At 60.8% G+C, this 12875-nt stretch carries 13 protein-coding genes; 6 read left to right on the top strand and 7 right to left on the bottom strand.

Annotated elements, in window-relative coordinates:
• Positions 1–18: 18 nt before the first annotated feature.
• The 3 genes from HMPREF2526_RS08075 to HMPREF2526_RS08085 all read right to left on the bottom strand — a co-directional run bounded on the left by HMPREF2526_RS08075 (position 19) and on the right by HMPREF2526_RS08085 (position 2719).
• Positions 19–603, bottom strand: a complete 585-nt coding sequence (locus HMPREF2526_RS08075) for an aa3-type cytochrome oxidase subunit III (RefSeq protein ID WP_010190575.1) — start codon at positions 601–603, stop codon at positions 19–21.
• 585 nt (positions 604–1188) lie between these two features.
• Entirely contained in the window at positions 1189–1620 is a 432-nt protein-coding gene (locus HMPREF2526_RS08080; RefSeq protein WP_046647941.1) for an aa3-type cytochrome oxidase subunit IV, read from the bottom strand.
• Between the two features lie 19 nt (positions 1621–1639).
• Positions 1640–2719, bottom strand: coding sequence for an aa3-type cytochrome oxidase subunit II (locus HMPREF2526_RS08085; protein ID WP_070512410.1), 1080 nt, complete (start codon positions 2717–2719; stop codon positions 1640–1642).
• A 354-nt stretch (positions 2720–3073) separates the two neighbouring features.
• On the opposite strand from HMPREF2526_RS08085, the gene asnB reads away from it, so the two are divergent.
• Positions 3074–4996 carry an asparagine synthase (glutamine-hydrolyzing) gene (gene asnB / locus HMPREF2526_RS08090; protein ID WP_070512407.1) on the top strand — a complete coding sequence of 641 codons (1923 nt, stop codon included), beginning with the start codon at positions 3074–3076 and terminating at the stop codon, positions 4994–4996.
• 83 nt (positions 4997–5079) lie between these two features.
• Here asnB and HMPREF2526_RS08095 read toward each other — a convergent pair whose 3' ends face one another.
• Complete coding sequence (locus HMPREF2526_RS08095) at positions 5080–5424, bottom strand: HesB/IscA family protein (protein ID WP_070512402.1); 345 nt, start codon at positions 5422–5424, stop codon at positions 5080–5082.
• A gap of 179 nt (positions 5425–5603) precedes the next feature.
• Here HMPREF2526_RS08095 and HMPREF2526_RS08100 point away from each other — a divergent pair, with 179 nt between their 5' ends.
• Together HMPREF2526_RS08100 and HMPREF2526_RS08105 are read left to right on the top strand one after the other, a co-directional pair.
• Positions 5604–6296: a DUF3043 domain-containing protein gene (locus HMPREF2526_RS08100; RefSeq protein WP_070512398.1), complete on the top strand. Its 693-nt coding sequence runs from the start codon at positions 5604–5606 to the stop codon at positions 6294–6296.
• A 12-nt stretch (positions 6297–6308) separates the two neighbouring features.
• Positions 6309–7223 carry a nicotinate-nucleotide--dimethylbenzimidazole phosphoribosyltransferase gene (locus HMPREF2526_RS08105; protein ID WP_070546889.1) on the top strand — a complete coding sequence of 305 codons (915 nt, stop codon included), beginning with the start codon at positions 6309–6311 and terminating at the stop codon, positions 7221–7223.
• 12 nt (positions 7224–7235) lie between these two features.
• Here HMPREF2526_RS08105 and HMPREF2526_RS08110 read toward each other — a convergent pair whose 3' ends face one another.
• Positions 7236–8336, bottom strand: a complete 1101-nt coding sequence (locus tag HMPREF2526_RS08110; RefSeq protein ID WP_070546892.1) for a branched-chain amino acid aminotransferase — start codon at positions 8334–8336, stop codon at positions 7236–7238.
• 212 nt (positions 8337–8548) lie between these two features.
• Between HMPREF2526_RS08110 and HMPREF2526_RS08115 the strand changes: the two genes are divergently transcribed.
• Entirely contained in the window at positions 8549–10048 is a 1500-nt protein-coding gene (locus HMPREF2526_RS08115; protein WP_070546907.1) for a leucyl aminopeptidase, read from the top strand.
• A 48-nt stretch (positions 10049–10096) separates the two neighbouring features.
• Here the strand turns inward: HMPREF2526_RS08115 and HMPREF2526_RS08120 are convergent, their stop codons facing one another.
• The gene (locus tag HMPREF2526_RS08120; protein ID WP_046647935.1) at positions 10097–11371 is read right to left on the bottom strand and encodes a glutaminase; all 1275 of its coding nucleotides are present in this window, start codon (positions 11369–11371) and stop codon (positions 10097–10099) included.
• Between the two features lie 28 nt (positions 11372–11399).
• Between HMPREF2526_RS08120 and HMPREF2526_RS08125 the strand changes: the two genes are divergently transcribed.
• Positions 11400–11942 (top strand): isochorismatase family protein, encoded by a 543-nt coding sequence (locus HMPREF2526_RS08125; RefSeq protein WP_070546895.1) that lies wholly within the window; start codon positions 11400–11402, stop codon positions 11940–11942.
• A gap of 11 nt (positions 11943–11953) precedes the next feature.
• Here the strand turns inward: HMPREF2526_RS08125 and HMPREF2526_RS08130 are convergent, their stop codons facing one another.
• Positions 11954–12361, bottom strand: coding sequence for an oxidoreductase (locus HMPREF2526_RS08130; RefSeq protein ID WP_070546898.1), 408 nt, complete (start codon positions 12359–12361; stop codon positions 11954–11956).
• A 148-nt stretch (positions 12362–12509) separates the two neighbouring features.
• On the opposite strand from HMPREF2526_RS08130, the gene HMPREF2526_RS08135 reads away from it, so the two are divergent.
• A partial coding sequence (locus tag HMPREF2526_RS08135; RefSeq protein WP_305764317.1) for a biotin/lipoyl-containing protein occupies positions 12510–12875 on the top strand: 366 nt, incomplete at its 3' end.

Consider the following 12875-nt stretch of genomic DNA (forward strand, 5'->3'; position numbering starts at 1 on the left):
TTCTCCGGCGACTACGGCCTACTGAACTAGGTAGATGACTACGAACACGCCGATCCACACAACGTCAACGAAGTGCCAGTAGTAAGACACTGCCATTGCCGCGGTGGCCTGTGCAGGCGTGAACTTGGAGCGGGCAATTCGCGCCAAGATAATTCCGAAGGCGATCAGACCCGCAGTCACGTGTGCCGCGTGGAACCCGGTCAGGATATAGAAGACCGAACCAAAGACACTGGACTGAACAGTGAGACCTGCCATGATCAACTCTGTCCACTCGAACGCCATGATGCCCAAGAAGACAACACCCAACGCGATGGTTACCGAGTACCAGAGTCGGAGCTTGTAAACGTCACCCCTTTCTGCTGCAAACACGCCGAACTGAGAGGTCACGGAGGAAAGAACCAGGACACTCGTAATGAGGAAGCCCATGGGCACGTTGATGTGCGCCGTGTGCTCTGCCCAGTCACCCTCCTGGCCGTTCGCACGCGAGGTGAACCACATCGCGAACAGTCCAGCAAAGAACATCAATTCCTGAGACAGGAACACGATGGTGCCGACGCTGACCATGTTGGGTCGGTTCAGCGCGGCAACACGTGGTGCTGCCATACCTTGGTTAGAAACTACGCTCGTCACGCATAACAGTATGGCTGGTCTGACCGCATAAGTCATCTCATTTCCCCCCGATTTTTTTGAGGCCACGACCTAGACCTTCACAGTTTTCACCCCAGGCAGGAACCATAGAGCTCCCAGGAAGTAGTCGGGAACTTTTTAGCGCGCTTTACGACGCCTCATCCCTGCAGGTAGTGAGACTTGGCAACGCCAGTTGTGAAGCCAGCAACAGGTCAAGAAGAGGTACGTTTTGCCCGCAATCCGAAACTGGTCGGACCAACGCCAATGAGATAAATCACACCCGCCCCCGCGGGCGAAAGTGCAGGACTGCAACTTTCGGATGACCCCCGTAAAAATGGCCGTTAACGTGCTGGAATTCTAAGCACAGACCTAGAGTTACACACTTTCGGCAAGCCACCCGCTCCCCCAGCACTCCACCCAAATCAAAATTTTTTCTCCCTTTTGGGAACTTTCCGCAACGCACTACGACGCAGTCTTCTCAACGACAAAGCCTCCGCCACGAGGTGTGGCGGAGGCGTGAGAAGTCGTGACGCTAGAAAGCGCGGCAGAAAAGGTTAAGCCTTAGTGCTTTTCCTTCGGAAGGCCATACTGCAGGGACAGGCCAGTCACGGAGGTGACGAGCAGGACTGCGCCCAGGATAATCATCCAGAAGTAGAGGAAGATGATGCCAAGACCCAGCACTGCGATGGAGCCGGTCATGCACAGCGGCCAGATGGAGCTCGGAGAGAAGAAGCCAAGGATACCGGCTGCGTCTTCAGTCTCCGCCTCTTCCCAATCCTCCGGCGCGATGTCGGAGCGGTTATCGGTGAAGTGCAGGTAGCCGCCCAGCATGAGGCAGAGCAGCATAGCGAGGACCAAGCCCACGATGCCGACCCACTCGGTGCCGTACATGTAGCCATCATCCTTGACGTAGTTAACGCCAATGACGTAGACGATGAGCGACACGAAGAGGTAGGTCGCGATGGAATAAAAGACCTTAGATGTTGCACGCATTTTCTATCAGTTCCTTTTCTTATGCCGCTTCAGCGGTGTCGACAAAGTTGTCGGCATCGCGGGTGTCGCGCAGAGAGTTGAACGGAGCGGTGGTAACTGCGTAGGGCTCTTCACCGATGTGCTCGAGAGCCTCGGCGTTGGTTGCCTGCGGGTTCTCCTCACGGAACTTGAGGTACTCGTTGAAGTCTGCGCGGTCAACGACGCGAATCTCAAAGTTCATCATGGCGTGGTAGGTACCGCACATCTCAGCACAGCGACCAACGAAGGCGCCCTTTTCCTCAATCTTCTCTACCTGGAAGCGACGCTCCTGGGAGTTGTTCTCCGGGTGGGAGTAAGCATCGCGCTTAAACAGGAACTCCGGAACCCAGAAGGAGTGGGAAACATCGCCGGAGGCGAGACGGAACTCGATCGGGGTGTCAACCGGGAGAACCAGAACCGGAACCTCTTCGGTGGTACCAACAGTCTCAATCTTGTTGAAGTTGAGGTAGGAGATGTCACCGGTGGACTTACCGTGAATCGGGTTCGGGTTCGGGGTGCCTTCCGGGTCGAGGGAGGATTCCTCGGCAAGCTTCTGACGCTCAGCATCGGCGCCATCGTAGTTCTCGCCATCAACCTTGTTCTCGGCGTAACCGAACTTCCAGTTCCACTGGAAGGCGGTAACGTCCACGGTCACCTCAGGGTTCTTGTCCAGCGCCGTAACCTTCTGCTGAGCCTGAACAGTGAAGAAGAACAGGCCCATGATGATCAGAATCGGGATAATGGTCAGAGCCATCTCCAGCGGCACGTTGTACTGCAGCTGCTTCGGGAACTCGCCCTTGCCGGCCTTCTCAGCCTTCTTCGCATTCCAGCGGAAGATAGCGGTGAGGAACAGGCCCCACATGATGAAACCGATGATCCATGCAGCAACCCAGACCCAGATCCAGAAGTTGTACATCGAGGTCGCTTCAGGGGTAACACCCTTCGGCCAACCCATGCCTAGGAGGTTCTCAACTGCCGTCGGCGCTGCGACGTCACAACCCGCAAGGGCTAGACCGCCCAAAGCGATGACGCCCGCTAGGCCTGCCTTACGGCCGAGGTTGCGCTGCTTACGCTGTCCCACGTGTGTTCTGCCTTTCTGTGCACACAAACTTCTCGAATACTCACAGAGCATTCCTACCCAATCAGAATAGAGCATCCTGCCTGATTTTCAGGCCTTTTCGCTGGACTGTTTGGGCGTTGGACCTGCCCTATAAGTAGTGAACGTACGGAATGTTACCGGCCCACCTGCACAAGATCACGCCAGCTCCCCCAGCCTCCCCCTCCCGGCTATGACCCAATTCACAAGCCGCACACCCCTGCATCATCCGAAAGTTCGCACCCTAACGGGGAACGCGGCGCGGGGTTCGCAGATCGTTTGGCCGCGGCCGTAAAGTGTTCCGGAGATGAACCTTGATCTATAAGGAGAAGCAAGCTTATGTGCGGACTCTGCGCGCTACTGAGCGCCGATCGCAACGCCGCCCAGCACCTGGAAGCTCTTGAACAGTCTCTTCAGTGCATGCGCCACCGCGGCCCGGACGCTGCCGGAACCTGGCACGACGATGATGCGGCTTTTGGCTTTAACCGCCTATCCATCATCGACCTCGAGCACTCCAATCAGCCGCTCCGCTGGGGCCCCGAGGACAACCCCGAGCGCTATGCCCTTACCTTCAACGGCGAAATCTATAACTACGTAGAACTTCGCGAAGAGCTCAGTGCCGCCGGCTATACCTTCAACACCGAGGGCGACGGCGAGCCCATCGTCGTGGGCTATCACCACTGGGGTAAGGACGTCGTAGAGCACCTGCGTGGCATGTTTGGCTTCGTTATCTGGGATACCGAAACGCGCACGATGTTTGCTGCCCGCGACCAGTTCGGCATCAAGCCGCTCTACTACGCCACCACCAAGGAGGGCACAGTCTTCGCCTCGGAGATGAAGTGCATCCTTTCGATGGCCGATTCGCTGGGTCTAGACCTCAGCCTTGATAGGCGCGCCATCGAGCACTACGTAGACCTGCAGTACGTGCCTGAGCCGGAGTCCCTCCACGCCAATATTCGCCGCGTGGAATCTGGCTGTACCGTCACTCTTCGCCCCGGCGAAGAAGTAGTCTCCGAGCGTTATTTCAAGCCACGCTTCCCTATCCAACCCGTCAAGCAGGGCGAGGAGCAGAAGCTCTTCGATAGGATTGCCCGGGCGTTGGAGGATAGCGTCGAGAAGCACATGCGTGCCGATGTGACCGTCGGTTCCTTCCTCTCCGGCGGCATTGACTCTACCGCCATCGCAGCCTTGGCCAAGCGCCACAACCCGGACCTCCTCACCTTCACCACCGGATTCGAGCGCGAAGGCTACTCCGAGGTCGACGTCGCCGCCGAGTCGGCTGCAGCCATTGGTGTAGAGCACATCGTCAAGATCGTCTCCCCCGAGGAATACGCCGAGGCTGTCCCGAAGATCATGTGGTACCTGGACAACCCCGTAGCAGATCCTTCTCTTGTCCCCTTGTACTTCGTGGCCCAGGAAGCCCGTAAGCACGTCAAGGTGGTGCTCTCCGGCGAAGGTGCGGATGAACTCTTCGGCGGCTACACCATCTATAAGGAGCCACTCTCGCTAGCTCCGTTCGAGAAGATCCCCTCCCCGCTGCGCCGCGGCTTGGGCAAGCTCTCACAGGTACTCCCCGAAGGAATGAAGGGCAAGTCCCTGCTCAACCGTGGTTCGATGACCATGGAGGAGCGCTATTACGGCAATGCACGTTCCTTTAACTTCGAGCAGCTCCAGCGGGTGCTCCCCTGGGCCAAGCCGTCGTGGGATCACCGCGAGGTCACCGCACCGATCTATGCGCAATCACAGGACTTCGACCCGGTAGCCCGCATGCAGCACCTCGACCTGTTTACGTGGATGCGCGGCGACATCTTGGTCAAGGCCGACAAGATGAACATGGCCAACTCCCTAGAGCTGCGCGTTCCCTTCCTCGACAAGGAAGTGTTTAAGGTCGCGGAAACTATCCCCCACGAGCTCAAGATTTCGCACGGCACGACCAAGTACGCTCTGCGCAAGGCCATGGAGCAGATCGTTCCCCCGCACGTGCTGCACCGCAAGAAGCTGGGCTTCCCGGTTCCGATGCGCCACTGGCTGGCCGGCGATGAGCTCTACGGCTGGGCCCAGGATCAGATTACCGAATCCCAGACCGAGGACATCTTCAACAAGAAGGAAGTTCTGGAGATGCTCAAGGAGCACCGCGACGGTGTATCCGATCACTCACGCCGCTTGTGGACGGTGCTGTCCTTCATGATTTGGCATGGCATCTTCGTGGAAGACCGCATCGACCCGAAGATAGAGCAGCGCGACTACCCCGTGAAGCTCTAGTTAAAACAACAAAACTGACGAAGCCCTCGCCGCACACTGCGGACGAGGGCTTCATCGTTTTGTCAACGTGACTTTACTTGAATTTAATTGAAGGAATCACCGCAAGCGCAGGAGCCGCCAGCGTTGGGGTTATCGATGGTAAAGCCCTGGGCCTCAATGGTGTCAGAGAAGTCAATCTTGGCGCCGGTGAGGTACGGGATAGACATCTTGTCTACGACGAGGTTAACGCCGCCAATGGTGTCCACCTTGTCACCATCCAAGGTGCGGTCATCGAAGTAGAGCTGGTAGCGCAGACCCGCGCAGCCACCTGGCTGGACAGCAATGCGCAGTGACAGATCGTCGCGGCCTTCCTGCTCAAGCAGGGACTTTGCCTTGGCAGCAGCGGCCTCGGTCAGGATAACTCCGGTTGCAGACGCGGGAGCGGTCATGATTTCTCCTCTTATATATGCGGAATTTTTCTGGAGCCCACCCTACCCCCTCACAGGTGAGGAAGAAAGGATGCCTCACAGTTCACTAGTGGTTCACTGGTGCCCTGTTCCCTCACCACAACGCTCTCTCCCGCGGGCCTATTCCCGTTATGTCCGCGCGACCTTGTACGCTAAACAGCGTGAAACTTCCGTGGCAAAAAGATGACAAGACTTCTTCCCCCGCCGAGCACACCCCGGCGCCGGAAGAACAACCCGCCGCCGAGAAACCGCACCGCAAGGGCTACACGCCGCCGAAGGGCCGCCCCACGCCCAAGCGTGATGCGCAGGAAATCGCCCGCGGCGTCAAGCGTGATCCCCGGGGGATGTCGGACGCGCAGCGCTACCAGCATCGCAAGGAGCTTAAGGCTTCCATGTCCAAGGCGGAATGGAAGGAATATAAGCGTAAGGAGCGCGCTGAGTCCCGCGAACGTAACAAGGTGGCACAGGAGCGCATGGCCGCTGGCGACGAGCGCTACTTGCTCGCCCGCGATAAGGGCGAGGTCCGCCGCTACGTACGCGATTGGGTAGACTCCCGCCGCTTCATTAACGAGTGGGTCATGCCCTTTGCCATCGTCCTGCTGGTGCTCATGTTCGTCAGCACTCGGGACCCGCGCCTGTCGCAGATCATCTCTATCGGCGCGATGGCGGTCATCGTTGTCTTTGCCGTCGAAGGTTTCTTGCTCGCGCGCAAGTGCAACAACGCCGTGCGTCTCAAGTTCCCCGGCACCACCGAGGCCGGTTTTGGCCTAGGCTTCTACGCGTACTCCCGCGCCTCCCAGCCGCGTAAGTGGCGCACCCCGCGCCCGCAGGTGGAGCGCGGAGCCACCGTCTAAACCGGAGGACACATGCCTGAATTCACCGCGGTTCCCCAGCTGCGCCCTTCAACCGCAGCTCAACCAAACCGCGTAGCCGAAATTGCCGCGTGGTTGGCGGCAGCGCAGGATTCCCCGCAGGCGAAGCCCCTTCAGCGCCCCCGAGCCATCGTCTTTGAGGGCGCTGATGCCAACGTTCAACGCACCGTCGACGGTGCAGAAGCCACATTGCACTCCCCCAGCGATGCAGATCGGTGGCGCGATAATCTCTTCAGCGCTGCGCAGCGGGCAGGAGCGGGCATCGACTTCGTCGAATGCAGCGCAGAGTCCACCAGCACTGAGCCTGGTGCCCCCTCTGCCGCTATGTCCCCGGCAGAGTGCGAGTCACACATCGAACTCGGCATGGCTACCGCTGACCGAGAGATCGATTCGGGCACTGATCTGCTCATCACGTCTGATTTTGGTATCGGCGCAAGCACAGTCGCCGCCAGCGTCATGGGCCGGATTACCCATACCGAACCGGTGGCGATTGTGGGGACGAATACTCTGGCCAGCGGTATCACGGATGCGATGTGGAAGGCCCGCGTGAGCGTTGTGCGTGACTCGATGTTCCGCGCCCGCAACCTGGAGGGCTGGGAGGTCGTGCAGACCATCGGCTCCCCGAATCTCGCAGCGCTGGCGGGTTTCATCGCGCAGGCCACGGCGCGGCGAACGCCGGTGCTTATCGACGGCCCCCTAGCCGCCACCGCCGCTGTCCTGGCCGAGCGCACCGCGCCCGGCGTGAAGGGCTGGCTGCGCGCAGGGACGACCACCCCCGAACCGGCGTATGCCCTCGCCCTCAAGGAGCTGGGACTAACCCCACTGCTTGATTTAAACCTGAGCGAAGGCTTCCCCCTCGGCGCGCTCGCGGCCTTGCCGCTGGTGCAGCTGGCCGCCGAGCTTGCCTAAGCGAATTGCGCTCTAAGCCTCCACCAGCGTGTGCAGCCAGCCGTGAGTATCCTCCACGGACCCGCGCTGGATGCCGGTGAGGCGCTCGCGCAGGGCCATCGTCGTAGCACCGGCCTCATCGTTGTTGATGTGGAAGTCGGTCTCGTCGCCCATGACGTGGCCCACCGGGGTAATAACGGCTGCGGTGCCGCAGGCAAAGGCCTCCACCATGGCACCGGAAGCAACGTCCTGCTCCCACTCCTTGTAGGTGATGCGACGCTCTTCGACCTTCAGCCCCATATCCTCAGCAACTTGCAGAAGCGAGGCGCGGGTAATGCCCGGCAGCAGCGAACCCGACAGCGCCGGGGTCACCAGGGTTTGGTTGCCCTCCTCGCCGTAGACAAAGGCCAGGTTCATACCGCCCATCTCCTCGATGTAGGCGCGGTCGATGGCATCCAACCACACCACCTGGTCGCAGCCCTTTTCCGCTGCCTGCGCCTGCGCCAGCAGGGAGGCCGCATAGTTGCCGGCGAACTTGGCCGCACCCGTTCCACCAGGAGCAGCGCGAACAAAGTCAGTGGATAGCCAGACGGACACCGGCTTGATGCCGCCGGTGAAGTACGCGCCTGCCGGGGAGGCGATGACGACATAGCGGTAGGAGTGCGCCGGGTGCACGCCCAGGGACACATCGGTAGCAATCATGAAAGGGCGGAAATACAGGGCTGCCTCGCCGCCGGCTTCGGGGACCCAGGCCTGGTCGACGTCGACAAGCTGGCGCAGGGACTCGATGAACTCCTCTTCTGGCAGCTGCGGCATAGCCATGCGCTCAGCGGAAGCCTGCAGACGCTGCGCGTTCTGCTCCGGGCGGAAGGTGGCGATGCTGCCGTCGGGCTGGCGGTAGGCCTTGATGCCCTCGAAGATGGCCTGGCCATAGTGGAAGACGGTGGACGCCGGATCCATGCTAAACGGCGCGTAGGGGCGTACCTGCGCGTCGTGCCATCCCTTGTCCTCAGTCCAGTCAATCGTCACCATGTGGTCGGTGAAGTACTTACCAAAGCCCGGGTTCGCCAGAATCTCCTGCAGGCGCTTCGGGGAGGTGGGGTTTTCAGTTCGCGTCACGGTGTAATTCAACATGGATTACAGCGTACTCCTTAGCCCCCTATAGAGATGCAGAAATGCCTTAGCTAGATCACCACTCCTTAAGTCCACTCGGCTAGCCCACTAGCCCCGCTGCCACCCCACCCCACTCCCACTGTAATCCCACTGTAATCCCACTACGTTCCACACCATAGACACGGGTAGTGTGTGAGGAGTATCCCATTGTCACTTTTCTCAAGGAGGACATCGTGGCTTCTTCCACGTTCGAACTGCCCGCACGCGGCTCTTTCCCCACTGTTGAGCTGGCCAAGAAGGCCCCGAAGCAGGCAGATGCCCTGCTGATCGCCGCCTTCGCCGGCGAGGAGGGACTCGAGGTGCCGGGCACCTCTCTTCTCAGCTCGTCCGCACTGCGCTCGACGTACGAGGCTCTCGCGGCCGTGGGCGCGACGGGCAAGGCCGGGGAAATCGTGAAGGTTCCCGCCCCGCAGAAGGCGGGCGCTGCTCAGGTCATTGCGCTGGGCTTGGGCGATGTAGAGGAGCTTGACGCCGAGGCCCTGCGCCGCGCCGCCGGCTCCGTGGCCCGCGCCACCGCAGGCGTGGGCACCATCGTGACCAGCCTGGCGGACTTCGGTGTTTCTGCTGCTGTCGAGGGTCTCATCCTCGGCGGCTACGCTTATCGCGGCATTCGCTCCACCGAACTGGAGGAGAAGGAACAACCAGCCACTTTCGTGGTGGTGGCTGATAAGTCTGTCTCCGAAGAATTCGAGGCAGCCCGCACCGTGGCCGAGTCTGTCTTGCTTGCCCGCGACCTCGTGAATGCCCCCGCCAACGAACTCTACCCGGAGTCCTACGCCGCATTCCTTTCCGGCCAGGCAAAGGAAGCCGGTCTTGACGTCGAGGTGCTCGATGAAAAGCAGCTGGAGAAGCAGGGCTTCGGCGGTATCCTCGCGGTAGGCAAGGGTTCTGCCCGTCCGCCGCGTCTGGTGCGCCTGAGCTGGAAGCCCAAGAAGGCCAAGAAACACGTGGCTCTTGTAGGTAAGGGCATTACCTTCGATACCGGCGGCATCTCCCTCAAGCCAGGCAATGGCATGTGGGACATGATTTCGGATATGGGTGGCTCTGCTGCGATGGCGGCCACCATCATCGCGGCGGCCAAGCTGAAGCTGCCGGTTCAGATCACCGCTACCCTGCCGCTGGCTGAGAACATGCCGGGCTCTGGCGCCACCCGCCCGGGCGATGTCATTACCCACTACGGTGGCCTGACCTCCGAAGTTCTCAACACCGACGCCGAGGGCCGCCTCGTGCTGTCGGACGCCATCGCGCGCGCCAGCGAGGACAAGCCGGATTACCTCATTGAGACTGCGACACTCACCGGCGCACAGATCGTGGCGCTGGGTTCGCGCACCTCCGGCATCATGGGCTCCGAGGTTTTCCGCGATCGCCTCGCCGAAATCGGCCGCGAAGTGGGCGAGAACGCCTGGGCCATGCCGCTGCTGGAGGAGCACGACGAGGAGATCAAGTCCCAGGCCGCAGACATCCGCAATATCAACGCCAAGCGCGAGGGCGGCATGGAGTTCGCCGGCACCTACCTCAAGCAGTTCGTGGGCGAGGGCATCGAGTGGGCCCACATCGATATCGCCGGCCCCTCTTGGAACGGTTCCGCCCCGCGCGGCTACACCCCGAAGCGCGCCACCGGAGTTCCGGTGCGCACCGTGGTGGCAGCGCTGCGCGAGATCGCCGAAGCCTAGATCAGAGCGGCTTCCATGCGGCCCCTCGTGTGAGCGGCTTTAGGCCGCTCACACCTCTTCGCCGGCGATGACGTAGTCCTCCTTATCCGCCAATGGGAGGACCGTACCGTCGGACATGGCGCGGTCGGTGACGAGCCCGTCGTCGTCGACAAGCGCGACCTCGTTGCCTTCCTCACGCAGCCGGCGCAGTCCTTCCTTGAGCATGCGCCGGCCCACCTTGTGCAGGCCAGAGACCTGGGAGAAGTCCAAGGCCAAGCGCTTGCCGGAGAACTGGCGCTCCTCCAGCTCGTGGAGGATGGCTTCGGTGGCGGTGAAGTTGATATGACCTTGTAGGCGGATAATCGCGGTGTCGTCATCCTCGTCGACGCTGCGCACTGGGTGCACACCAAAGCGGTTTTCCGTGGACATCAAGTGCAGGCCCATGTCCGAGGAGAGCTCGCGGAAGATTTCGGTTCCGCGCACGCTATTTCCCTGCTCATCGAGACGCGGCGAGAACGTCGCCACGCCGATCTGCCCCGGCAGCGTTCCAATGAGTCCTCCGGATACGCCGGACTTAGCGGGGATTCCCACCTCCGCCATCCAGCGCCCAGCACCGTCGTACATGCCGCAGGAACTCATCACCGCCAGCGTCATGCGGCAGACGTCGGCGTCCAAAATCTTCTCCCCCGTTACCGGCTGGCGGCCACCATTAGCCAGGGTCGCGGTCATGACGGCGAGGTCGCGCACGTCCACCGACAGAGCACACTGCGAGGTATAGGACAGCACGGCGTCGTGGGCATCGTCCTGGATGATGCCGTAGGAGCGCAGCATATGTGCCAGGGACAGGTTGCGCTCAGCGTGCTCAAGTTCCGAGTCACACAGGCGCTTATCGACGTCCACCTCGCGCCCCGCCAACTGGGATATGAAGGCGCGGATCTTTTCCACGCGGTCCTCCACGGTCGACTCCACCCCATTAATCAGCTGATTGACCACGATGGCACCGGCATTGATCATCGGGTTCAGGGGGCGGTGGTCCTTGGCTAGGGATAACTCATTGAAGGCCTGCCCCGAGGGCTCGAGTCCTACCACCTCACGCACCGCGTCAGGGCCGAACTCGCTCAGAGCGAGGGCATAGACGAAGGGCTTGGAAATGGACTGAATGGTAAAGCGGGTCTCCGCGTCACCGGCGCTGTAGAGGTGGCCCGTCACAGAGCACAGCGCAGCCCCCAGCTGCTCGGGGTTTGCGGCAGCCAGCTCCGGGATATAGTCCGCGACTTCTCCGGAATCGTGATCGTGAACGCCATCAAGGATCTTCTGTAGATAAAAAGGAATCGGTGTTTTCATCGTTTCCCAGCGTATAGAATTGCCGCGTATGACACCTGCACTCATCATTGTCGACGTCCAACATGACTTCTGCCCCGGCGGAGCCCTCGCCGCCGAGCGCGGAAATGAGGTGGCCGATCGCATCGGTGCCCTCCAGCCTTCCTACGACACTGTCGTTGCCACGCAGGACTGGCACATCGACCCAGGCACTCATTTCTCTGAGAACCCCGACTTTGTCGATACCTGGCCCACGCACTGCGTGGCCGATTCCTTCGGCGCCGCGATGCACGAAGCGATCGGGCCCGCCCAGGCCTATTTCAAGAAGGGTGAATATACCGCTGCGTATTCCGGTTTCGAAGGCGCGGCCGACGGCGTTCCCCTGGCAGAGTGGCTGCGCGAGCACGACATCACCGCCGTGGACATCGTGGGCATCGCTACCGATCACTGCGTGCGCGCCACCGCTGCCGACGCCCTTGCGGAGGGATTCACGGTGCGTGTGCTGGCGGATTACTGCGCGCCTGTCGACGAGGCCCGCGGCGCCGCCGCTCTGGAAGAGCTTGAGAAGGCAGGCGCCACCATCATTACTGGCTAGGCAGCACCCCTCTAATTGCCGTCCTGGTCATTCTGCTGCTGTCGCTGTTCAAACCGCTGACGGCGCTCGCGTTGTTCCTCCCGCTTGCGCAGAATGCGCTCTCGCTCGATGCGCTCGCGCATGCGCTGGGGGTAACCAGTCTCTTCGACGTCATAGACATCGCAGCGCAGAAGCTTAGCCACCGCGTCGATGCCTTTGGGCCCACCAATGCGACGGCGAATGAAGGCGCCGTTTTCATCCACCACAACGACAGACATCTCGTTGACCACGGTCTCCGGTTCAACAAAGGCCTCAATAAAAGCACGTCCCTGCGCCCAGGCTTGAAGCTCTTGGGCGTCTTCTGCGCGAATGGTCTCCCCCGGTGCGCGGGGCGGGCGCAGTTGGGACTTGGAGCTGTTGCGGCGGAAGGGGTTGAACATGGCTCTTTAGCCTACCGGAGGCCACCTTCAGCCACTTCGTGCGGAGGATGCCCTAATTCACCCCACCCGTGCGCACCTTTTATAAACACGCTGTAGAATCAAACACTAGCGTTTCACTAATTCCAACTTTCGAGGAGTCTTAACACTTATGGCACACTCTGTTGTGATGCCCGAACTGGGCGAATCCGTAACCGAAGGCACGATTACCCAGTGGCTGAAGTCCGTCGGCGACACCGTCGAGGTCGACGAACCGTTGCTCGAGGTCTCCACCGACAAGGTCGACACCGAAATCCCCTCCCCGGTCGCCGGCACCATCCTCGAAATCAAGGCTGAGGAAGATGACACCGTAGACGTGGGCGCAGTCATCGCCATCATCGGTGACGAAGGCGAATCCGCACCGGCTACTGAGGAGTCCGCGGATTCCTCCGAGAAGGCTGCCGAGACCCCAGACAAGCCCGCTGAGGACGCTGAGTCCGAGGCGCCGGCCGCTTCTGGTGATGCCACCGACGTGGAA

This window comes from Corynebacterium sp. HMSC070E08, assembly GCF_001808895.1.
Lineage (GTDB): Bacteria > Actinomycetota > Actinomycetes > Mycobacteriales > Mycobacteriaceae > Corynebacterium > Corynebacterium hiratae.

Bases quoted from the DNA above. Each gene is read 5' to 3' on its own strand.
- HMPREF2526_RS08075 (WP_010190575.1), bottom strand. From the start codon at position 603: ATGGCAGCACCACGTGTTGCCGCGCTGAACCGACCCAACATGGTCAGC.
- HMPREF2526_RS08080 (WP_046647941.1), bottom strand. From the start codon at position 1,620: ATGCGTGCAACATCTAAGGTCTTTTATTCCATCGCGACCTACCTCTTC.
- asnB (WP_070512407.1), top strand. From the start codon at position 3,074: ATGTGCGGACTCTGCGCGCTACTGAGCGCCGATCGCAACGCCGCCCAG.
- HMPREF2526_RS08095 (WP_070512402.1), bottom strand. From the start codon at position 5,424: ATGACCGCTCCCGCGTCTGCAACCGGAGTTATCCTGACCGAGGCCGCT.
- HMPREF2526_RS08105 (WP_070546889.1), top strand. From the start codon at position 6,309: ATGCCTGAATTCACCGCGGTTCCCCAGCTGCGCCCTTCAACCGCAGCT.
- HMPREF2526_RS08110 (WP_070546892.1), bottom strand. From the start codon at position 8,336: ATGTTGAATTACACCGTGACGCGAACTGAAAACCCCACCTCCCCGAAG.
- HMPREF2526_RS08120 (WP_046647935.1), bottom strand. From the start codon at position 11,371: ATGAAAACACCGATTCCTTTTTATCTACAGAAGATCCTTGATGGCGTT.
- HMPREF2526_RS08125 (WP_070546895.1), top strand. From the start codon at position 11,400: ATGACACCTGCACTCATCATTGTCGACGTCCAACATGACTTCTGCCCC.
- HMPREF2526_RS08130 (WP_070546898.1), bottom strand. From the start codon at position 12,361: ATGTTCAACCCCTTCCGCCGCAACAGCTCCAAGTCCCAACTGCGCCCG.